Consider the following 20,381-nt stretch of genomic DNA (forward strand, 5'->3'; position numbering starts at 1 on the left):
GCGCGCACATTTTCTGTCCATTCTTGGTTATCACAAACTGTGACCAGCGGGACGAATGCAAGCAATCGACGTAGTCGGCGTCTTGCCTAGCTGCAAAGATAAATCGTACGCATCGCTTTGCTCCTGTACAGAGCGTCCTACGCTTGATAATTCGCCCCCAGAACCTGTCTCATTACACTTGGGCTCCAGGTAGAAGCCTCTCCGGGATCATTGCTGGCTGATCATACCGGCATTTTAAAGATTACAATATTTGATTGAACACCCCTCCAGCGAGGTGCCGAGGTGCCCAGGCCGCAGACCCTGATACAGATGTGGAACCCACACAGAGAGTTTTTGATCCAGCAGCATCGTTTTTACGTAAACGAAGCCAGCACCCGACTCATAAGCCAGTTCGACAACATTAATGCGGATGCCGATAAGGCAGCAGAGGAATGGTTTGAGCGCCGGGGTGAGCGTTTTGATCCGAACCGGGATGATGAGGGCACGATCAATGAGGAGGCTGAAAGCGTTGCCATCGAGTTCTATTGCCAGTTCAGGACCGGGAAATATCGGCTATAAGCGGCTACCCTAACAGTTTCCGAAGCTAGGGACGGATTTCTTACCGAATAAATAAGCGTCGTAGGATTTTAAACGTTATTAGCACTCGATATAGTTAACAGCTAGACCGCCCTTGGACGTTTCTTTGTATTTGCTGTGCATGTCTGAACCTATATCACGGAGCGAGCGACTAGCCGAGTCCAGTGAGATGAAATGTTCGCCGCTTCCTCGCAATGCCATCTGCGCGGCGTTAATCGCTTTCACAGCTGCGATGGCATTGCGTTCTATACAGGGGACTTGGACAAGTCCTGCTACCGGATCGCAGGTGAGGCCAAGACAGTGTTCCAAAGCGATCTCTGCTGCGTTTTCCACTTGAGATGGAGTTCCGCCTAAGACCTCGGCAAGACCGGCAGCAGCCATTGCAGATGCTGAGCCGACTTCCCCTTGACACCCTACCTCAGCCCCAGAGATCGAAGCGTTTGTTTTGCAGAGTATTCCAATAGCAGAGGCTGTAAGAAAAAAACGGACGATGTCGTCATCATCGGCGTTTGGGCTATATTTAACGAAGTAATGTAATACGGCAGGGATAATACCAGCGGCACCATTTGTAGGCGCTGTAACTACTCGCCCTCCAGCTGCATTTTCCTCATTGACAGCCAATGCATAAACGTTAGCCCATTCCATTGGGGCTAACGTAGAGGAAATGACAGTGGGTTGATCCAGCTGAAGTAGACTTTGGTGTAGGCGTTTAGCTCTTCTTTTGATTCCTAATCCACCCGGCAATATCCCGTCGCGGTCAAGCCCTTGTTGAACACAACTTTTCATAGCGTCCCAAATTAGCAGGAGACCATCACGTATGTCGGATTCAGATTTCCAGCTTTTCTCATTATCCATAACTAGTTCAGCTATCGAAAGATTAGACGCAGCGCACATCGCGAGAAGTTCTTTGCCAGATTTAAAATCATACGGAATAGGATTTCGCTTGACCGTTGGATCGCTAGATGTCAATTGTTTTTCAGTTAATACAAATCCCCCTCCTACCGAATAGTAGGTCTCTTCGATTGCATTTCCGCCTGATGTCGTGCACACAATGCGCAGAGCGTTAGGATGGAATGGGAGTGGTTCCTCACAAAAAATCAGATCTTGATTCCAAATGAAATCTACGGCGTGCGTGCCCCCAAGGAGTACCCGTCTATCGCGTTAATGGTGGAAATATCGTCAAGTAACAGAACAGGATCAACAGTCTCTGGGTCCTGCCCCATCAGCCCCGCAACGACTGCATTATCTGTAGCGTGACCAATGCCTGTCGATGCTAAGGATCCAAACAGGGTGACGTTCAGGGCGCGGATGGAATCCAGGAGACCCGCTTGACGCAATCCATCTACGAAATCTGCCGCAGCCCTCATAGGGCCCACGGTATGGGAGCTAGACGGGCCAATGCCAATCTTGAAAAGGTCGAATACGCTTATAGTCATGATGCCTCGGAGGTGGGTGGATGCCGTTGTGTGCGAAAAGCATAAAAACCTGCCATCATTAGGTCTACTTATAAAAAATTAGACCAGTCATCAATTTTTCTAACGATTCTGGATGGTTTATGGACTTGTCGAAATTGCTTACGCTCCGAGAGCTAGCACAGCGGGGGACGATGGCCGCCTCAGCTAAAGCGCTGTTCATCACACCTTCAGCTGTCTCACAGCAAATAACGCTGCTAGAAAGAGACGTGGGAGTGAAATTAACGCAACGTAGAGGGAGGGGAGTGAATCTGACAACTGCGGGCCAAACTTTGATACTCCATACAGATCGCGTTGTCCGTATACTGAAGGAGGCAGAAGCTGACATCGCGACGTTAGGAGAGAGTCTTTCCGCAGATGTAAAAGTGGCAACATTTCCCTCCATCGCAGCAGCGCCACTAGGCGATACGGCTTTTGCATTACAGCTCAGACATCCTGGCCTCAGGATAGTATTTCAAGAAACAGAGCCAGCAGAAGCACTCACCGCTCTCAGTGCCTGGCACACTGACATTGCCATCGTCGATGATTTGGCAGCGGCACCTGATAAGCACCACGATACATTCGACTTTGTGCCTTTAATCACAGACTGCCTATCTGTTCTCTTGCCTGAAAAGCACCTACTTGCTGCGCATGATACGCTGTCAATTCAGGATCTCGCCAACGAATCATGGGCGTTAGATTCAACCTCAAGTTCCTTTGATATTTTTTTAACACGGCTGTGTGTAAGCGCTGGATACAAACCAAGGGTAAATGCGCATTGCAACGGGTTTGAAATGGTTGCAGGGATGGTTGCATCAGGATGCTCTATCTCAATTACTTCAGGCTTGAGGCTAGTAGCGCCGTTGAAAGGTATTAAGGCTGTACCTCTTCAGCCGCGAGTTGACCGAAGTATATTTTTGGCGTTTCGTAAAGAAGAGCGACACCATCCCGCGATTAAAGCTTTTGTTGAAGAATCGTTAGTTCAGGCAAAGCTTTTGAATGACAAAGATTATATCTCCCAGGCAGTGGAGGCTGTGCCATGATGAAGTTCTCTGAGGTCGAAGCGTTCAGAGCTGTTATGTTGTCGGGATCGACGACAGCGGCAGCACTGACTCTGCATACTTCACAGCCTAATGTAAGTAGATCAATCGCTTTGCTGGAGCAAAAAACAGGATTGAAGCTCTTCGAGCGGCTACCGGGGCGCCTTGTACCAACAAACGATGCGCTGTCATTTTTTCGAGAGGTCCAGCGAAGTTTTGCAGGACTTCATCATCTTGATGAGGCTGCGAAACGGATCAAGCGATTTAGTGGTGGTGCCCTGACAGTAGCGGCGGTACAGATGCTTGCGCTTGGATTGGTGCCTCGGGTAATGCACAAGTTTTGCAATTCCTTTCCTGAGGTAAGCGTTTCAATTCACACAAGCCATGCTACTACTGTAGCTCGATGGGTTGAGGACCAGACATGCGACGTTGGGCTTGTGTCCCAGGTGTATGATAGCTACGGGTTAGCACATGAGCGTCTTTATCAGGTCGATGCCGTGTGTGTGATGCCACAGGGGCACCGTCTAACTAAGAAAGAAATCATAACTCCTGAAGATATTGCGGATGAGCCTTTTATTTCGTTACCCCGGACTGAGCATGGATCCTCATTAATTGATAGTTGCTTCGAAAAGGCCGGGATTCAAAGAAGTGTGCGGCTCGAAACGTCGTACAGTTCAATAACATGCTCACTTGTGCTGCAAGGCCTTGGGGTTTCAATTCTAAATCCGCTAGCAACTTTGGACTACCGACTAAACGGCCTTGTGACAAGACCTTTCGCGCCCGTGATCAAGCACGAGGGATTCGCGATCTATTCCAAAGAGCGTACGGCAGACAGGCTAATTACAGATTATATTGCGACGGTTAAGGATGTGCTTTCGATTGAGATGAAATCACTTTGACGCGGCGTTGGCTTTTAGCGATACGTGCGATATCGCCGATCACCATCGTCTGCGGAGAGTATTGGATCCCAATTCAGGCAATGCCTCAAGCCACAACACGTTTCTTAGGCTGAGTGAGCTATCCAAGTATGATCGTTCGCGACGTAGGGTTCGAACGTACCAGAAGCTTAGGATTGTCTCCCCCACATGTCGGACGTGCCAGCCCATACAGTGCTGGCTCCAGCTCGTGTGCGCCGGGGGTATATCACCAGCGCATAGGGCAAGGCTATTTTCTATTTGCCCAACGGCATGCACCAACCTAATGTTGAACCGAGCCGGAGCGGGTGCCGAGAGCATCCCAGACGAAAATAACAATTAGTCCGTGCACTTATGCTAGCCCTGCCGACTGGTTGCACCTAAATTGATTAGTAGTGGTGGATCGCCATCAGATATTAGTCTGTATGAGGAGGGGACGTCAAAATGAATACAATCAAAACTTTTATCGTGTCTAGTGCAGTGGCGCTTAGTACTGGTGCATGGGCTCAGGATACTTTGTACTTTGCGGGGTATTCCGGAGATTTTCAAAAAACCTTTGAAACTATTATTATTCCCGATTTTGAAAAGGCAAATGACGTAAAAGTCGTCTATGTCCCTGGAAGTTCAAGCGAGAATCTCGCAAAACTACAAGCGCAGCAAGCTAATCAGCAGATTGATGTGGCGCTGTTTGATGATGGCCCAATGCACTATGCGGTTCAATTCGGGTTGTGTGCTGATCTCCAAAGCTCACCAGTTTATGATGATGTGTATGAAATCGCTGGCCCTGCCAAATTTCAAGGCAAAGCGGTGGGTGTGGGGCTGGTGGCTACAGGGCTAGCGTATAACAAAGATACATTTGCAAAAAATGGTTGGCCCGAACCAACCTCATGGAATGACATAGCGGATACAAAATATGTAAAGCGCGTCGTTTCCAACCCTATCTCAGGGACTTTCGGGTTGAACACCCTGATCATGTTTGCACGAATGAATGGTGGGAGCGAGAAAAATATCGACCCTGGGTTCAATGTGATCCGTGAGAAGGTTGCACCCAATCTATTGGCCTGGACTTCCTCTAACGCACAATTGGCACAGATGTTTCAGAGTCATGATGTTGATCTTGCGGTTTGGGGAAGTAATCGAGTTGAAGCGCTGAGAAAAACAGGTTTTCCAGTAGGGTTCATTTATCCGAAGGAAGGAACTCCGGCCATTGTCGCCTCAGCCTGTGCTATCCAAAAGAGCAGTGGATCCCCCAAAGCCCAAGCTCTTATCCAATACCTGGCGTCCCCAACTGTGCAAGCAAAATTTGCCATCGAAGGATTTGGCCCGGTCAATCGTATGGCTAAGCTAAATGGTGAGGTCTCAGCAGAATTGCCGTATGGCGATAAAAAGCTATCACAGCTAGTTCCAGTCGATTGGGATACTGTCAATAAAAAACGCGCGGATTGGACAAAGCAGTGGAGCCGTACCGTCGAGTAATATTCACCGCCAGCAATAATTAGCAGAGTGATTGTGATGAGTAAATTGGTTATTAAAAATCTATCCAAAACTTATACCGGCGGATATACGGCTGTGAAGGATTTGGCTCTGGAAGTGCAGAGCGGTGAATTTGTTTCGCTCTTGGGCGCATCCGGCTGCGGTAAAACGACTACATTGCAAATGATCGCAGGATTTGTTGCCCCTACAACGGGCTCTGTATTTTTGGGCGATAGAGATATCACCAGAACTCTTCCAGAAAAGCGTGATATGGGGATCGTGTTTCAAAGCTATGCACTCTTTNCCCAAAAAAGAAATATCGGCGCGTGTTGATGAGGCACTGGGTATGGTTCGGTTGTCAGGCCTAGAAGAGCGATACCCACGTGAAATGTCTGGGGGGCAACGTCAACGGGTTGCCGTCGCGCGTGTACTTGCCATCCGGCCTAGCGTACTGCTCCTCGATGAGCCAATGTCAAACCTAGACGCGAAGCTTAGAGCAGAAATGCATGTCGAGCTGAGGGCACTTCAGCGCCGCCTAGGCATTACCACCATCTTGGTAACGCATGACCAGGTCGAAGCTATGACTATGAGCGACCGAATCGCAGTCATGGCTAACGGTCGTATCGCCGAATTGGGAAGCCCCCAAGATATATATGATCGCCCCAACTCTGACTTCGCGATGCGGTTTTTAGGCCAGACGAACATCTTCAGAGGGAAAGTGAAATCAATTTCCCGAGGACAGGCTTCCATCCAGTTGTCTGAGTCGATTGTCATTGCTGACAAGCGGCATCTGGCAGTTGGTGACGAGGCGATGCTATTCATTCGGCCAGAGCGAGTACGGCTCGCTTGCCAAGCAAATAAAAAAGCCGTGGGGAGGGTAACCTCCCGGCTGTTTCTCGGTGGCCTGTGGCATTTTGAAGTGGAAAGCACCATTGGTGCGTTGAAGGTTACTGCTCCGAATAGCGGCGAACGCCAACCTCAGGAAGGGGAATCGGTCGACGTTGGTTGGATTGAAGGTGATTTGCAAGTCGCCTCTGCGGAGGTTGCAAATGGCTGACACAACCTACCGCGCCAATGGTGCCCAATGGGTGCTGTCACTGCCAGCTATTCTGCTATTTTTGGGTTTGTTGGTTGTGCCTATTGTACTTACGGGCCTACTTTCATTTAACACATTTGACGCGCTAGCTGGAACTCAAAGCACATATACCATTTCTAGCTATGTCGACGTGCTGAGTGATCCGTTCTACTACGAAATGTTCGCTCGTACCGCAATAATGTCCCTCGGGGTAACGGTAATTTGCGTTGTTGTGGGTGTGCCCGAGACTTTGATTCTTTCCCGTATGCGCCCCGCCTGGCAGGGTGGCTTCTTCGTAGTGATCCTAGGGCCGTTGTTAATTTCAGTGGTGGTACGTACCTTGGGTTGGTCGCTGTTACTCGGGCGTACTGGTTTTATAAACTCAAGCTTATTGGCTCTGGGCATAATCGATCAACCTGCACAGCTGATGTTCACTATGGCTGGAGTAGTCATTGCGCTTACGCACGTAATGATGCCTTTTATGGTCATCTCTGTATGGGGCACTCTTCAAAAGGTAGACGGCCAAATTGCTCATGCGGCCCGATCTCTAGGAGCGGGACCGATAACAACCTTTATGCGTATTGTCCTTCCACAGCTCATGCCCGGTATCTTGTCCGGAGGAATTATCGTCTTTACGTTATCTGCTTCCGCGTTCGCGACACCTGCAATGATAGGTGGTCGTGGTGTGAAAGTCGTCACAACAGCCATCTATGACGAGTTCCTCTCTTCTATGAACTGGCCGCTAGGAGCCTCTATTGCGGTGCTTCTGCTGCTTGCCATCGTTTTTGTTGTAATCGGCAGCAACCGATTGATAGAGAAAAAATTCAAGCAGGTGTTCGTATGAGTGATAAACCGCTCGATAAAAATGGCCCGCTAGCCCTTATTTTTCACACGTTGTTTGTGTTGTTCATCGTCGCACCGCTTCTGGTTATTGTCCTTGTATCATTTTCTGACAAGGGATACATATCAATGCCATTCAGCGGGGCATCTTGGCGCTGGTACAAGGCCATCTGGGATGCACCAGAACTTTTAGATGCGTTTTGGTTGTCAGCTGTGCTTGGTTTGGGTTCGGCTACAATAGCAACGCTGGTGGCTGTGCCCGCAGCGATTGCTATAGGGAAATACCGTTTCATCGGGCGTGAGGCGCTTACCTCATTAATATTATCTCCTTTGATGATTCCGCATGTGGTTTTAGGGGTAGCCTTCCTGCGCTTTTTCTCCCTGGCCGGCATGACGGGTTCTTTCATTGGGCTTCTGTTAGTGCATGCGGTAACAGTGACCCCCTACTCATTGCGACTAACTTTAGCTGCCGTAATTGGACTTGATCGTGATGCGGAGTTGGCTGCACGTTCACTTGGAGCTTCTAAGTATGTTTCGTTTTGGAAAGTTCTATTTCCGCTAATCGTTCCAGGCGTCGCTGGTGGATGGGTTCTAGCATTCATTCAAAGCTTCGATGAGGTTACGATGACTATATTCGTCTCCACGCCGGGAACCACAACCCTTCCCGTGGCGCTTTATGAACGAATTGCACTCATGACCGACCCGGTGACCACTTCTGTTTCTACGGTGATGATTGTCGGGACTATGTTTCTGATGTTTTTGCTAGACCGCATAGTTGGTCTGGACAAAGTTTTAATTGGCAAGAAGTAGCATTTACGGTCTGTAGGTTTTCTGATGCTCAGGCTGGTTCTGCTCGCGCTTTTTAAAGAACTGCCGCATTGTTGCGAAGGTGAAATGTGAATAAACAACATGTTGTCGTGGTAGGTGGTGGTCTTGTCGGGGCCGCTATTGCATATGGCGCCGCGAGGCGAGGGCTCAAAGTCACCGTCCTGGATCAGGGTGATGCTGCACTTCGAGCATCACGTGGAAATTTCGGCTTGATCTGGTTATCGAGCAAAGGTGGGGGAATGCCCCGCTACGCCCGTTGGACCCGTGACGCGGTGCGTCAGTGGCCCGAACTTCACCAAGAGCTGTTGAGCCTAACAGGTGTTGACACTGGTCTTGAGCAAACTGGAGGCTTCTGGCTCGGCTTCAGTGATAAAGAGGTCCAAGCGAGGGCTGAACTTCTTGAAAAGATAAATAAGTCAGTAGGGGATATCCCTTATAAAATGATGGCCCCGGCAGAGCTGAAAGACTACCTGCCTGGTATAGGTCCGAAGGTTGTCGGTGGTAGCTTTGGTGCGCACGATGGCCATGCCAATCCATTGATGTTGCTCAGGGCGCTACATGCTGGCCTTAAGCTCAAGGGCGCAGAGGTTATCTCCAGTGTAGACATCCATAAGCTCTCCCATAACGCTGAAACAGGCAAGTTTTGTGCGTATAGCCGCGATGGCCAGTCTTGGAGTAGCGACCGAATTGTACTGGCCGCTGGGGTCGGCATTTCTGAACTTGCGCCGCAGCTGGGTCTACACGCTCCGACGCGTCCGACACGTGGTCAAGTGCTCATTACAGAACGAGTGAAGCCATTCATTCCATATCCTACGAATAAGGCCCGACAAACCAAAGAGGGCTCGGTCCAGATTGGCTCAACCTCTGAGGATGTGGGATTAGATGATGGCACTACTCCTGACAAGATTAGTTGGCTCGCTGAGCGCGCCGTCGATACCTTTCCAGCTCTAAAAGATGCACGACTGGTTCGAGCGTGGGGCGCCATTAGGCCATTAACGCCTGATGGCTACCCGATCTATCAAGGCTCCACGACATGTCCAGGTGCCTTCGCAGTTGTGTGTCACAGCGGCGTCACACTTGCTGCGATACATACTTATGTCATCGGGCCATGGGTTGGGGGATTGACAGACGCACCTCAAGATTTTGAGGTGTTTCACAGCGACAGATTCCTAGATCCGAATGCGAGTTTTACCAATGACCACTAATTCGCTCTTTTCCGTCGCCCTTACCCCCCCTGCTGCAAAAGCTGTAACCATTATCTTTGAAGACCGAGAGCTAGTTGTCTCAGAGGGCATGTCAGTTGCAGCCGCGTTGCTTACACAGGGGGCACGGGACTTCCGTTCAAGTGTCGTCGGTGATGTATCCCGAGCACCTTACTGCATGATGGGTGTGTGTTTTGAATGTCTAGTTGAAATAGACGGCGTCCCGGCGCGACAAAGCTGCATGATTCCAGTGCGTGATGGCATGCGAATCAAACGCCAGCTTGGCGCGGTGTCGCTTAGCCTTGGCACTGGAGGGGGCCATCATGAGTGATCATACAGTTGACGTGGTTGTCATCGGTGCCGGTCCAGCGGGTATGGCAGCTGCTTGTCAGGCGCGCTCCTTGGGCTTTTCAGTTGTCGTTCTTGATGAGCAGCCTGCACTCGGTGGCCAGATTTATCGTCGCATCGAGTCGGCTCCGGAGGCCATACAAAACATCTTAGGCGCCGATTACGTCGCCGGGCAGGTGCTCGCACAAGAGTTTAAACAAAGCGGAGCAATCCACATTACTGGTGCCGTGGTGTGGAACGTAAGCGTCACTGGAACAGTCAATTACGTTGCAGATGGCAATGGAGAGGAAATAACTGGTAAGCATGTGATACTGGCCAGTGGCGCCATCGAGCGTCCATTCCCAATTGATGGTTGGACCCTGCCTGGCGTAATGGGCGCTGGGGCTGGTCAGATCATGCTGAAGGGATCTGGCGCGCTCCCTACGGAACCTGTGGTGCTCGCGGGATGTGGCCCACTACTTTACCTCTTGGCCTGGCAATACTTGAGAGCTGGGGTGACGATCACCGCCTTGGTCGATACGACCCCTAAGCGCGCTTACGTTCAAGCATTGCGGGAGCTAGCAGGAGCTATCAAGGGATGGCGGGACCTCGCGAAGGGCATCAAGCTTCTCGCGTCAATCAAGCGAAATGGCGTAAAAGTATATTCGGGCGCAACCAAGCTAGCAGTTGTAGGGAAGCAGGCTGCCGAAGGCATTAGCTTTAGGTACAAAAATGAAGAGGTTTCAGTTGCTTCACCATTGATCTTGCTTCACCAGGGTGTTGTACCAAATGCCCAGTTGAGCCTATCGACTGGTGAGGAACATATCTGGAGCACTGACCAGTTGTGCTGGCTGCCTAAGACTGACAAGTTTGGTCGCCTGGGTCAGACGGCCCTCTATGTCGCGGGCGATAGTCGCGGAATCGTAGGCGCCAAAGCCTCAGCTGTGCAAGGGCGCCTGGCGGCTCTGGCTATCGCATCGAGTCTTCGAGGCTCGGTCGGCCTCGATGAATTAATTGCCGATCAGATCGAGTTATTAGGCGATGCGGTCAGTATCCGTAGATTTTTGGATGTTTTGTACCGTCCGCAAGACGAAAACCGCGTACCCACCGACGACAAGGTTATCGTTTGCCGTTGTGAAGAAGTGACTGCTGGGCAAGTTCGTGGGTATGTAGCACTGGGGTGCCACGGACCAAATCAGACTAAGGCATTTGGCCGATGCGGGATGGGCCCATGCCAAGGTCGCTTCTGCGGCTTAACCGTCACTGAAATCATTGCGAAATCTCGAAATGTTGACCCAAATACAGTTGGGCACTACCGAGTCCGCGCCCCTATTAAACCAATCCTGCTGGGTGAACTAGCACGTTAAGTCGCTTGCGCGATGTTTATTAAATCTGGAGTTTTCAATGAGTAATATTGTTCGCATCGAAACCGACCCGCGACGCAGCCGTGCTGTAGTTTATAATGGCGTCATCTATATTGGAGGGATGACTGCGGATGATCGTTCGCAGGACATTACCGGCCAGACGCGAGACACACTTTCTAAAATTGAGGGCTATCTGGAAAAAGCTGGATCGGATAAAAGCCGTATCCTCACTGCGCAGATCTGGATTAAGGATTTGGCTCGCGACTTCGACGCCATGAACGAGGTTTGGAACAGCTGGACTGCGCCTGGTTGTGCCCCAACGCGCGCAACCGCCCAATGTGACATGGGCGCTGAAGATGTGCTGGTTGAGTTTATCGTCACAGCGGCTGTTGCGGAATAAGCGGTAACTAGCCTACAGGCTAGCTAGGCTTATGTATTCTTGGTCGGGCTTGGGCCGTCTCTGAACTGGACCTACCGCCTGATGATACTTTGAGCCGAATTGCGGACTTTTGACTCCGTTCTTATGTGTGGGCTGTGGCGATCCCAACACACACCAGTTCGCAGCGCTAGCCTGGATTGGCAAGAGGGCATTGGATATAGAAACTTATAGCCAATGCCCATTATTTACATATTCATATTGTTTCCGCACTAGAGCCTTACCTTTTATTATCATTACAGCCTTGGCGAGGTCTTTAAATGGACATGCTTTCACAACAGTTCGCTAGTGACAATTACTCCGGCGTATGTCCAGAAGTATGGGCCGCTATGGAGGCAGCCAATGCAGGACACCAGCGCGCATATGGTGACGATGAATGGACAATGCGTGCTTCGGAGCAGTTCCGAGAATTGTTTGAAATAGAGTGTGATGTTTTATTTGTTTTCAATGGCACAGCAGCAAACTCTCTCGCGCTTTCATCGTTATGTCAAAGTTACCATAGTGTAATCTGCGCAGACACGGCTCACATTGAAACTGACGAGTGCGGAGCACCAGAGTTTTTTTCTAACGGATCTAAACTCATGGCAATCCCATCCCATAACGGGAAGCTTTCGCCTGCGGCAATTCAAGACGTTGCGCAAAAGCGATCAGACATCCACTATCCTAAACCCCGCGTCGTTTCATTGACTCAAGCTACTGAGTTGGGGGGGTGTATATTTGCAGGAAGAGATCCAGGATATTAGTACCACCTGTAAGGCCTTGGGCCTCAATGTACATATGGATGGTGCCCGATTCGCCAACGCCTGTGCATTCTTAAGCTGCTCGCCAGCTGAGATCAGTTGGAAGTCTGGAGTTGATGTGCTGTGCTTCGGCGGCAGCAAAAACGGAATGGCTTTGGGCGAGGCGATTGTATTTTTCAATCGCAAATTGGCTATAGATTTCGAGTACCGATGCAAGCAGTCTGGGCAACTCGCTTCGAAAATGCGCTTCCTGTCTGCGCCATGGGTCGGCTTGCTTGCGGAAGAAACATGGAGAACGAATGCGATGCATGCAAATCGCTGTGCTCAGTTTCTAGCGCACCTTGCTCAAGCAATTCCTGGCGTGACACTGGTTTACCCTGTAGCGTCCAATGCGGTTTTTTTGAAGCTCCCCGAAACCGTAATCACAGAGCTGAGGGCTAAGGGATGGATTTTCTATACTTTCATCGGTGGCAACGCCCGCTTTATGTGCTCTTGGGATACAAGTGAAGATTATATTTTGCGACTTGCTCATGACCTAAAATCTTTAATGTGTGCCTGATTTATTTCCAGCATGCAGTTTTGTACCAAACGTCTAAGTTCAAAATTGTTTTTGCTTGGCTAATGAGCAATTCAGATTAGGCTCCCTATACGAGTGCAAAGAGAGGCAGATACTACAAAAACGCCATTACTTCCGCTGCTGGCCGAAAGCTGTCGTTATCCTATGATGGCTTTTGCCATTTCCGAGGTTCCCATCCAGCCTATTTGCTCATACACAGGCTTTCCAACTTTGGTTGCACGTAGGACGGCGAAGCTGATTCCTCGTCTAGCAAATTCCTCCTCAGCGAGTTGCATTAAGGCTGAAGCTAAGCCACGACGGCGGTACTCCGGTTCGACGAATACATTGAGCACATAACCACGCCGATCCTTAGTTGGGTGCGATGGGTGGGGCGGCCAGTCGATGGTCATTAGACCAATTGCCGCGACAGTCTGATCAGCGTCGCAGAGCGCGAATCCGTAGTACCGACCGTCATCCAATCGCTCTTCCAGCCATGGGCGAAAGTGTTCAGTCATTACTCGGAATTTTTCAGGATCCCCACCAGCTTCAAGAAACATCGTTTGACGGTGTATGCCTATCATATCGGCGTCATCTGGCCCAAGAGGTCGGCATTGCAGTCGAGCGAATTCCATACGTCCTTGTGGTTCGTTCATCACTGTCTCGTCGATGGCTGGTGTGGAAAATACAGGCTATGGCATTTACGAACACCGTGGCAATGACCCAGATCGGCACGCGTAAGTTATCGAAGTGGCTTGAGAGCACGCCTGGGCGTGTCTTTCTAGTGGGCGGGAAGCAGGTAAAATACGAGTGACGAGCCCGGATAACAGATAGGCAAGGGCGGGCTCAGGCGGCTACATTCGACCCAAAGCGGACAGTCACAACCATATCCACAGGGTGGCCAGTTCAGGGTTCCATTCTGCTGCCCAGATGCTCGTGAGGATGGCCTAATCATTTTTCATGAATTAGGGCTGATCATCTATCTTCTGCCGCAATCCAGTAACGATTAACTGTTGAACGCCCGACCCCGAGTCTACGGACAACCTCTGCTTTCGTCAGGCCTTCTGCTTTTAACGCCTGAATGGACTTTCGCGTGCTTTCGGCGCGTGTCCCGCGGACCCCACGGTAAGCATTCGCATCAGGAGAACTGCGTAATTTTCCATCTTCGATATGCTCCTTTACTTGGTGATCCAGTTTCGCCTGATACTCCGCCAATCCGAGCTGGACTAAGCGCGCTTCTGTAGCAAAAAGCACCAAGCTAGGCGCGATGTCTAGGAAATCACAGAGAGCAGTGAGCTTTTCGATGGTGATGCTGCGCTGACCTCGTTCTACGCTGGCAAGGTATTCGCGACTCAAGGCTGTGGAACAGTCTTCCCGTCTATACCCCGTTGCTACTCGAATCTCTCTCAGCACTTGTCCTAGTGCCTCTCGATATTCCATGAATCTTCCGTAGCCTTAAAAAGAACAATGAGGCCACGCTTTGACAGTTCACATCGTGTAGCTATAAGATTATGAAGTGGAGCACCGAGCAAATGGTGTTCGGCGCTTTTGTCAGCATGGACAAAAGCGAGGCCTTGCCATAGCGCGATGCCTCAGCCTGTCTTGGCCCAGCGCGCTTACTCAGCGACACGCAATGGTTTAGCAATTGATATACGTACTTGACCCTGCAGAACGGATAGCCTTCACCAAGACGCACTGCGAGATAGAGGGCATGAGTTTTCTCCTAACCGTCACCTCAGCTCAGACCGGGATGTGTGAACGCGCCGCGATAGTCAGCTGTGCGTACGAACTCCAGCTCTACATGAATACCGCTTCGAATGTAGAGATCAGTAACGTCCAGATGTTGTGCCCACCAGCCATCACTCGCTCCGGCAAATGGAGTCTCGAAGATCTAGACCTAATTACATGCTTCCAAGGCGTAGCCACCCAAGAAAGTGCAGTGGTGTATCGCACGTCGCAGAGCGTTTACAAAATGGGTGGACTGGATCTGCGGAAGAAGAAGACATCGAAGGTGTGGTTCTCGAAAAAGCGCCTGGAAAATCACCAGCAACGAATCTCAGAGTCAGCCTCCAGGCCTGCGGGCGTCGGGATGTACGCTCCGCTGTACCTCAAGTCAGCATCAGCTATTGAGGCGGGTTGCCAGCAAGATTGATCTCCCACACTTCGGCTTGTGAGGACTGCCTGATGTCAGATTTCGAATACGCCGCCGAGGCTCTGTCGAACGCTCGCCTGATAGCAGTCTTCACTGGCGCTGGGATTTCGGCTGAGAGTGGCATTCCTACCTATCGCGATCCATTGAAGGGAATTTGGGCCCGGCACAACCCGCAGAGCTTGGAGACGGCCAAGGCCTTTCGCGAGAATCCTGCTCTCGTCTGGGGATGGTACCTCTGGCGACGCCAACAGGTTGCTGACGCCCAACCAAATGCCGCCCATGTTGCTTTGAGCAATCTAGCGTCCAAGACGCGGAAGGTCTCGGTGGNGTAATGCATTTGCACGGCAGCTTGGTTAAACCCAAGTGCTTCGCATGCCATCGATCAGCAGAAATATTTCTACCAGAAGTACTTTGCTCTGCCGTTGGTGGAATGGTCGAACCACCACGGTGTAGTAGGTGCAATGGAAAGCTCCGGCCTGGCGTAGTTTGGTACGGAGAGGACTTACCCTCGGACGTTTGGAAGTCCGCAATCGCATTGGTGAAAAGCTGTGAGGTTCTGATCTCTGTGGGGACATCTGGGATTGTTATGCCTGCGGCTGATATTCCCAGGGTTGCGCTGTCGCACGGCGCGACAGTGATTCATGTCAACACGGAGAATGTGAGCACCGGCGCACAGAATGAGCTAATGCTGATCGGAAAGGCGACCGAGGTCCTCACAAAACTGTGCTCCCTTCTACCGGGCGAGGTGTAAGCGCTATGACCACCGTCTACGAGCGGACACGCAGCGTGATTGAAACGAGTGATTTCTTGCTGAGGCTGATCCGCGACAAATCCTTGCCCGACACCGTTCGAAATGAGGCTAGGCTGTTGCTCCGTCACTACCCTACCGCTGACACCGTCAGGCTGGCTGGACGATGGGAAGCGATCAGACAGGATGAAGTTTCAAAGCTTCCTGGAAGCCCCAAAGCATTGCATCCAGCACTCGCGACCTGGCCTCTTCTCGAGCCATTGTTTTGCGACTCTGAGCTCCCAGACGCTCCTGGGCTGGGCGCTCAATCGGATTTGGCCACCTTGCCCGCGCTGCACCCCATCCCTCGCGCTGAGGGAGATGTTGTTGCTGCGGACTTCCACATATTGGGGCTAGCTGCGCCTAAAGGCATGGGCTGCCTGAGCATCGACTATCGCCGCTTCACATCAGCTCGAGCGCAGGTGCTCTCACGCGCCACTGTGGTATTAGGGTCGCCAGCAAGCGCCAGCAGTTGGTTTGTGGGTCGGGTCCGAACCCTGGATAAGCGACAACCCTGCACGCTGATGAACACTGTCCAGGATTTCATTTCGGTAATGGAAACTCTGTCCCGCCTTGAGTACGGCATCTACTGGTAAGCCTTTCGCTTGCGATGCTCAAGTGATCCGCGACCTCCCGAAAGGAGGGGGCAACATGCCCAACGATAGAATCAAGGTCTGCCGATCCACATCGAGCAGTGACGGACCAGCTGGAGCAAAGAACACCAGCGTCAGGTGCCCCTAAAGCATGTGGAATCCCCCAAACGAGACCGCAACTCCTAAATCCACAAGGCTGATCTCAGGGGATATGGACCACAAATGGCCTTAACACCTTACATTACAACAGATAGAGCTCCCAGCTACCTCAAGGATGCGGCTGATAAACTCCTACAGCTCGACGCAGCACTGAGTGAAAATGTCCCCGAATCACTGCGCGCGCCGATGATCCACCTCCAGCGCCAGGTAAGTGCGTATTACAGCAACAGGATCGAGGGTAACTTGGCAACACCGGGCGATGTACTGCGTGCTCAGGATGATCCAGCAGGCGATACCAGAGCGTTGGACCTCTTGGAAATCAGGAGCCACATAGAAGCTCAAATCAGTCTCTCAATCGATCCCATCGAGGCGGCCAAAATCAGCAACCGCGAATCGATCGCACGCATGCATCGCGAGCTTTACAGGGGTGTACCCGAGAAACACCTGCGCATCAACGTCGAGGCAGGCGGCCAACCAATCCCACTTGTGCCGGGAGAGATCCGCGCTCTCGAAGTAAGGGTGGGCCATCACATTCCGCCATTCGCGGAGAAGATCAGGTCTTATCTGACGTGGTTTGAAGCTGCTTACCGGCTGGATCGACTACATGGACTGGCGCCGCTTCTGGCTGCTGCAGGCGCTCACCATCGCTTTCTCTGGCTGCACCCGTTTGTCGATGGCAATGGGAGGACGGGCCGACTGTTCACCGATGTATATCTCAAAGCTGGCGGCCTGAAGGGCTATGGATTGTGGTCAATGAGCCGCGGTTTCGGCCGGCATGTCGATAAGTATTACGGTGCTCTGAAATCTGCCGATCATGTGCGCAAAGGTGATCTGGATGGCCGTGGCGAACTCTCCGACAGCGGCCTGATCAGATTCACCGAGTACTTCATCACGACGGCCTTGGAGCAGGCGCGTTTTGTCAGCACGCTTCTGGAGCCTCGCACGCTAAACCGTCGTATCGATCACTATTTTCATATGCGTCAACAGTCTGCGTTTTCAAAAGCTAGCGGTGAGGCGCTGGCGATTCTGCGAACCGAAGCCCTGCAACTCTACCGCACTCTGCTTGAGCGAGGCCCGATGCAGTGTTCAGAGATCCAAGCGAGGCTGGGTCTTGGAGAATTCACAGCGCGAAAATTATTCGGTCAGATGGCCAGTGAAGGTTTGATCGCCACGGATGAGGACGGACAGGTCTCGATTAGGTTGCCTGGGCACTTGATCATGACCCTGTTTCCCAATCTGTTCGACTCATCCCACGTGCCAGGAGGTGAATAGATAAGTAAATCTATGCGAGACACATCTACTATCCCAGCCACACTCACCATTAGTCAGGCACGCCGCCGAATACGCAGACTGATTGCTCTGGTGGCCGCGGGACATAGCTTCGTCATAACCAAAAACGCTCGCGCAATCTGCCATCTTCAGGGAGAGTAATCGCTCGCAACAAGTCATGCGGGTCGCTGATGGGCTTACCTTCAGGCTGCCACGCTTGGGAGATCGGTAGTCGGCAGAGCAGCACACGATGACTACCACACAGATTTCTGGCGCGCTGTTAAGCAGAAAACCCAAAGATCGTGGTGACGTGGTCATGGTCGGTTAATATTTTCTGGGTGTTAGGCACGTATTTTAAAAAAATCTTGGCTCGGTTAAAAAAATCTAGCCAATGACAGGGGAAAGATTAGAAAACCAGTGGATTAGTTCCGTTGACCAATTCGATGGGGGTGAAGGCTGTCGGGGCACAGAGGCCCGCACTTGTTCCACCCGTCAACCGCACTGAGCTGGTCGACTCTAATTCATCCTGTTAATCTGAACGGCTCTGTCACTCAGGGCAAGCACGCAAACGCGCGCTTCACTAGCCTTGACCCCATCATGAGCAGAAGCCGACGCAAGACCCCCATCTGTGGCATCACTACCGCCGTTAGCGAACATTTCGACAAGCAAGTATGGCACCGGCGCTATCGCAAGGCTCTTCGCCAGAGACTCGCGAAAGACCATGATGCAGAACCTCCTCACCTCCGTGAGTTCTTCGACCCCTGGTGTATGCGAAAAGACGGTAAACGTTATTACGGAGAGAGTCGGTCGAGTGAGAAATTTTTGAGGAAGTAGCAGCTCAGGCTTTGGTCTGAGTCGATGCACGAGTCAGCGTCACCGATGAAGTGAATCCGCAGGCGATGGCTAGTGATTCAGCGCAGAACCAGGCAGATTCGAACGGGGATCGTCCGCGGTTAGGGACTTCGTTTGGTGGCAGAATTTCGGTTTTCGGGGAGATTGATCTGCGCCTAACTGTCCACGCTATCAAGGCAGTCAAAATACAAACTGATGCGAGTAGCGTTCAAGTCACGCGCACCTCCCAACGCGAGACGAAGGAGAGTTCAGATTTCTGAGAGCGCTTTAATCAGCTCGCTTCCCGAAACGCTCACTCAAAGCTCTCGATGAAAGAGCAGAGCTTGGTGATCTAACCTCGCACGCTCCAGTCGAACCTGGCGCGAATGGCAGGATTGTTAGTTTGCAGTTGTCACGAAATCTTCTCGCATCTTGAACGCCACAGAAGAGCTGCTCTCGACAAGCGTGCCGAGCACATGAAGGACGGTAAGCGTCCGCCCATCACACCTTGCCATATCAGGCCAATGTCTATCCGCTACGCACCGAAATTTCTGGATTCAGCGCTATCGCTGCCAAGCAAGCTTGGCAGCCAACCCAATGAAGCAAGCTCCCAATATCGCATCGACTGCTCGCCATGAACGTCGGTAGGTGGCCTGAACTCTTTCCAGCGAAAAAGTAACGGCGATGGTGGCATACACACCGCACGCGACTATCGTGACTGCCAGGACTGAAGCTACATATGCCTTGGCATCAGACCCATTTGGCAACGCTGTAGTGAAGATACTCGCGATGAAAAACGCCGCTGTTGGGTTTGCCAGATTAGTCGCCATGCCACGTAGAAAAATGACATACGACGGCAGTGTGCTCGCGGCTTCAGGTGCTGTCGGAACTCTTTCGCTCTACGCCAATACAGCGGCCATGACTCATTACCTTCCAAATCGACTGGCCGTCTGGCTCTCGGAACGGCCACAGATGTTCGTGGACCTTCGGGAACGAACCAGTGCAGGAATTATTCAAGGCGTGACTACGGGCCTGATAGAGGCGGGATCGTTTCAGACTCGTCGCCCGCCGTTGGCCTACAACTGCATCCAGTTTCCAAAGATCGTCTTGTGCTTATAGTTCCCGACAACCATCGCCTGGCTTCGCGCGAGAGTAGGTCTTACACCATCATGGTTGAAGATTGGGACGGAACGGCCGCGATTCGAATCCCAGAATGCCCCTCTGACCATTAGCTGGAAACTAATGTCGGCTACGGGGCGTGAACTGTCGGTCGCCACTATCAGGTCGTTGACTAAGTTACCGATGTGAAGATGGTCAACTCCTAGTCGGCTGGAATGCGAACGGCTGGTCAAGTACGCGTAATTGCGCAATCATCTCTTCTTTTGAAGCTGTGAAACCGGTCGCTCCAACATCGATTGGGTTAGCCCGTGCATATCCGCATTGGCCTGCCAGATCAAAAAACGGCTATGCATATCTCGAACAGCAGCCAACAGCTTCTGGTTACTCGCTTTCAGTTCCTCAATGCGCTCGTTGGCTGCTTGTATATCGGCGATCCAGCCCGGCTTTATTTTCTGAGCTTTCAATGCCGCTTTGCAATTTTTCATCGCTAAATCCACGGCAGGTAGATTCATCAGGGACTGGCGAGCACGACTGATACCCAACTTTTCTTTGCATGCCTCAACGAGCAAAGGCCAGGTCAGCTTCGGCTCTGACCATTCCTCAATTAGCTTAATGATGCGTTTCTCATCCTTTGGCGTTAAATGCCCCATCG

18 protein-coding genes and 6 pseudogenes are annotated in these 20,381 nt (G+C 51.4%); 19 read left to right on the forward strand and 5 right to left on the reverse strand.

The window, feature by feature from the left end; genetic code table 11:
* The first annotated feature begins 333 nt into the window (after positions 1-333).
* The gene (locus tag D3M70_RS07900; protein ID WP_177418380.1) at positions 334-558 is read left to right on the forward strand and encodes a hypothetical protein; all 225 of its coding nucleotides are present in this window, start codon (positions 334-336) and stop codon (positions 556-558) included.
* 78 nt (positions 559-636) lie between these two features.
* Here the strand turns inward: D3M70_RS07900 and D3M70_RS07905 are convergent.
* Positions 637-2,012, reverse strand: a pseudogene (locus D3M70_RS07905) (L-serine ammonia-lyase).
* 119 nt (positions 2,013-2,131) lie between these two features.
* On the opposite strand from D3M70_RS07905, the gene D3M70_RS07910 reads away from it, so the two are divergent.
* The 12 genes and pseudogenes from D3M70_RS07910 to D3M70_RS07960 all read left to right on the forward strand — a co-directional run bounded on the left by D3M70_RS07910 (position 2,132) and on the right by D3M70_RS07960 (position 12,825).
* Positions 2,132-3,070 carry a LysR family transcriptional regulator gene (locus D3M70_RS07910; protein ID WP_120125240.1) on the forward strand — a complete coding sequence of 313 codons (939 nt, stop codon included), beginning with the start codon at positions 2,132-2,134 and terminating at the stop codon, positions 3,068-3,070.
* The gene (locus tag D3M70_RS07915; RefSeq protein ID WP_120125241.1) at positions 3,067-3,966 is read left to right on the forward strand and encodes a LysR substrate-binding domain-containing protein; all 900 of its coding nucleotides are present in this window, start codon (positions 3,067-3,069) and stop codon (positions 3,964-3,966) included. Before D3M70_RS07910 ends, D3M70_RS07915 begins: the two co-directional genes overlap by 4 nt.
* Before the next feature lie 459 nt (positions 3,967-4,425).
* Positions 4,426-5,457 carry an ABC transporter substrate-binding protein gene (locus tag D3M70_RS07920; protein WP_120125242.1) on the forward strand — a complete coding sequence of 344 codons (1,032 nt, stop codon included), beginning with the start codon at positions 4,426-4,428 and terminating at the stop codon, positions 5,455-5,457.
* A gap of 36 nt (positions 5,458-5,493) precedes the next feature.
* Positions 5,494-5,757 (forward strand): annotated as a pseudogene (locus D3M70_RS32840) (ATP-binding cassette domain-containing protein); the annotation flags it as partial.
* 1 nt (position 5,758) lies between these two features.
* Positions 5,759-6,511: pseudogene (locus tag D3M70_RS07925) on the forward strand (ABC transporter ATP-binding protein); the annotation flags it as partial.
* Positions 6,504-7,373, forward strand: a complete 870-nt coding sequence (locus D3M70_RS07930) for an ABC transporter permease (protein WP_120125243.1) — start codon at positions 6,504-6,506, stop codon at positions 7,371-7,373. The pseudogene D3M70_RS07925 and the gene D3M70_RS07930, both read left to right, overlap by 8 nt.
* Positions 7,370-8,179 carry an ABC transporter permease gene (locus tag D3M70_RS07935; RefSeq protein WP_120125244.1) on the forward strand — a complete coding sequence of 270 codons (810 nt, stop codon included), beginning with the start codon at positions 7,370-7,372 and terminating at the stop codon, positions 8,177-8,179. Before D3M70_RS07930 ends, D3M70_RS07935 begins: the two co-directional genes overlap by 4 nt.
* 107 nt (positions 8,180-8,286) lie before the next feature.
* Entirely contained in the window at positions 8,287-9,402 is a 1,116-nt protein-coding gene (locus D3M70_RS07940; protein ID WP_256659761.1) for an FAD-binding oxidoreductase, read from the forward strand.
* A complete protein-coding gene (locus tag D3M70_RS07945) occupies positions 9,392-9,730 on the forward strand; it encodes a (2Fe-2S)-binding protein (protein ID WP_120125246.1) in 339 nt (112 codons plus the stop codon). Before D3M70_RS07940 ends, D3M70_RS07945 begins: the two co-directional genes overlap by 11 nt.
* Entirely contained in the window at positions 9,723-11,093 is a 1,371-nt protein-coding gene (locus tag D3M70_RS07950) for an NAD(P)/FAD-dependent oxidoreductase (RefSeq protein ID WP_120125247.1), read from the forward strand. The genes D3M70_RS07945 and D3M70_RS07950 overlap by 8 nt, the downstream gene beginning before the upstream one ends.
* A 37-nt stretch (positions 11,094-11,130) precedes the next feature.
* Positions 11,131-11,490, forward strand: a complete 360-nt coding sequence (locus D3M70_RS07955; protein ID WP_120125248.1) for a RidA family protein — start codon at positions 11,131-11,133, stop codon at positions 11,488-11,490.
* Positions 11,491-11,786: 296 nt separating this feature from the next.
* A pseudogene (locus D3M70_RS07960) lies at positions 11,787-12,825 on the forward strand (threonine aldolase family protein).
* A 155-nt stretch (positions 12,826-12,980) separates the two neighbouring features.
* On the opposite strand, the gene D3M70_RS07965 reads toward D3M70_RS07960, so the two are convergent.
* Both D3M70_RS07965 and D3M70_RS07970 read right to left on the reverse strand, forming a co-directional pair.
* On the reverse strand, positions 12,981-13,475 hold the full coding sequence (locus tag D3M70_RS07965) for a GNAT family N-acetyltransferase (protein ID WP_120125249.1): 495 nt from the start codon (positions 13,473-13,475) through the stop codon (positions 12,981-12,983).
* 319 nt (positions 13,476-13,794) lie between these two features.
* On the reverse strand, positions 13,795-14,259 hold the full coding sequence (locus tag D3M70_RS07970; RefSeq protein ID WP_120125250.1) for a helix-turn-helix domain-containing protein: 465 nt from the start codon (positions 14,257-14,259) through the stop codon (positions 13,795-13,797).
* Between the two features lie 271 nt (positions 14,260-14,530).
* Here D3M70_RS07970 and D3M70_RS34095 point away from each other — a divergent pair, with 271 nt between their 5' ends.
* The 5 genes and pseudogenes from D3M70_RS34095 (at position 14,531) to D3M70_RS07990 (ending at position 17,782) form a co-directional block, all read left to right on the forward strand.
* A complete protein-coding gene (locus D3M70_RS34095) occupies positions 14,531-14,971 on the forward strand; it encodes a hypothetical protein (protein WP_120125293.1) in 441 nt (146 codons plus the stop codon).
* A 122-nt stretch (positions 14,972-15,093) separates the two neighbouring features.
* Positions 15,094-15,298: pseudogene (locus D3M70_RS32845) on the forward strand (Sir2 family NAD-dependent protein deacetylase); the annotation flags it as partial.
* 1 nt (position 15,299) lies between these two features.
* Positions 15,300-15,722 (forward strand): annotated as a pseudogene (locus D3M70_RS32850) (NAD-dependent deacetylase); the annotation flags it as partial.
* A 5-nt stretch (positions 15,723-15,727) separates the two neighbouring features.
* The gene (locus D3M70_RS07985; protein WP_120125251.1) at positions 15,728-16,354 is read left to right on the forward strand and encodes an MbcA/ParS/Xre antitoxin family protein; all 627 of its coding nucleotides are present in this window, start codon (positions 15,728-15,730) and stop codon (positions 16,352-16,354) included.
* Positions 16,355-16,573: 219 nt separating this feature from the next.
* Complete coding sequence (locus D3M70_RS07990; protein ID WP_120125252.1) at positions 16,574-17,782, forward strand: Fic family protein; 1,209 nt, start codon at positions 16,574-16,576, stop codon at positions 17,780-17,782.
* Between the two features lie 1,391 nt (positions 17,783-19,173).
* Here D3M70_RS07990 and D3M70_RS34100 read toward each other — a convergent pair.
* Positions 19,174-19,440, reverse strand: coding sequence for a LysE family transporter (locus D3M70_RS34100; RefSeq protein ID WP_120125254.1), 267 nt, complete (start codon positions 19,438-19,440; stop codon positions 19,174-19,176).
* Between D3M70_RS34100 and D3M70_RS32275 the strand changes: the two genes are divergently transcribed.
* The gene (locus tag D3M70_RS32275; protein ID WP_218568410.1) at positions 19,400-19,729 is read left to right on the forward strand and encodes a hypothetical protein; all 330 of its coding nucleotides are present in this window, start codon (positions 19,400-19,402) and stop codon (positions 19,727-19,729) included. The two genes, D3M70_RS34100 and D3M70_RS32275, sit on opposite strands and share 41 nt — an antisense overlap.
* Positions 19,730-19,980: 251 nt before the next feature.
* On the opposite strand, the gene D3M70_RS08010 is transcribed toward D3M70_RS32275, so the two are convergent.
* Positions 19,981-20,379 carry a hypothetical protein gene (locus D3M70_RS08010; RefSeq protein ID WP_120125256.1) on the reverse strand — a complete coding sequence of 133 codons (399 nt, stop codon included), beginning with the start codon at positions 20,377-20,379 and terminating at the stop codon, positions 19,981-19,983.
* Between the last annotated feature and the right edge of the window lie 2 nt (positions 20,380-20,381).

The organism is Pseudomonas sp. LS-2, from assembly GCF_003605735.1.
Classification (GTDB): domain Bacteria; phylum Pseudomonadota; class Gammaproteobacteria; order Pseudomonadales; family Pseudomonadaceae; genus Aquipseudomonas.

Bases quoted from the DNA above. Each gene is read 5' to 3' on its own strand.
- D3M70_RS07970 (WP_120125250.1), bottom strand. From the start codon at position 14,259: ATGGAATATCGAGAGGCACTAGGACAAGTGCTGAGAGAGATTCGAGTA.
- D3M70_RS07950 (WP_120125247.1), top strand. From the start codon at position 9,723: ATGAGTGATCATACAGTTGACGTGGTTGTCATCGGTGCCGGTCCAGCG.
- D3M70_RS07910 (WP_120125240.1), top strand. From the start codon at position 2,132: ATGGACTTGTCGAAATTGCTTACGCTCCGAGAGCTAGCACAGCGGGGG.
- D3M70_RS07915 (WP_120125241.1), top strand. From the start codon at position 3,067: ATGATGAAGTTCTCTGAGGTCGAAGCGTTCAGAGCTGTTATGTTGTCG.
- D3M70_RS08010 (WP_120125256.1), bottom strand. From the start codon at position 20,379: ATGGGGCATTTAACGCCAAAGGATGAGAAACGCATCATTAAGCTAATT.
- D3M70_RS07985 (WP_120125251.1), top strand. From the start codon at position 15,728: ATGACCACCGTCTACGAGCGGACACGCAGCGTGATTGAAACGAGTGAT.
- D3M70_RS07920 (WP_120125242.1), top strand. From the start codon at position 4,426: ATGAATACAATCAAAACTTTTATCGTGTCTAGTGCAGTGGCGCTTAGT.
- D3M70_RS07990 (WP_120125252.1), top strand. From the start codon at position 16,574: ATGGCCTTAACACCTTACATTACAACAGATAGAGCTCCCAGCTACCTC.
- D3M70_RS34100 (WP_120125254.1), bottom strand. From the start codon at position 19,440: ATGGCGACTAATCTGGCAAACCCAACAGCGGCGTTTTTCATCGCGAGT.
- D3M70_RS07935 (WP_120125244.1), top strand. From the start codon at position 7,370: ATGAGTGATAAACCGCTCGATAAAAATGGCCCGCTAGCCCTTATTTTT.
- D3M70_RS07945 (WP_120125246.1), top strand. From the start codon at position 9,392: ATGACCACTAATTCGCTCTTTTCCGTCGCCCTTACCCCCCCTGCTGCA.
- D3M70_RS07930 (WP_120125243.1), top strand. From the start codon at position 6,504: ATGGCTGACACAACCTACCGCGCCAATGGTGCCCAATGGGTGCTGTCA.
- D3M70_RS07955 (WP_120125248.1), top strand. From the start codon at position 11,131: ATGAGTAATATTGTTCGCATCGAAACCGACCCGCGACGCAGCCGTGCT.
- D3M70_RS34095 (WP_120125293.1), top strand. From the start codon at position 14,531: ATGAGTTTTCTCCTAACCGTCACCTCAGCTCAGACCGGGATGTGTGAA.
- D3M70_RS32275 (WP_218568410.1), top strand. From the start codon at position 19,400: ATGAAAAACGCCGCTGTTGGGTTTGCCAGATTAGTCGCCATGCCACGT.
- D3M70_RS07965 (WP_120125249.1), bottom strand. From the start codon at position 13,475: ATGAACGAACCACAAGGACGTATGGAATTCGCTCGACTGCAATGCCGA.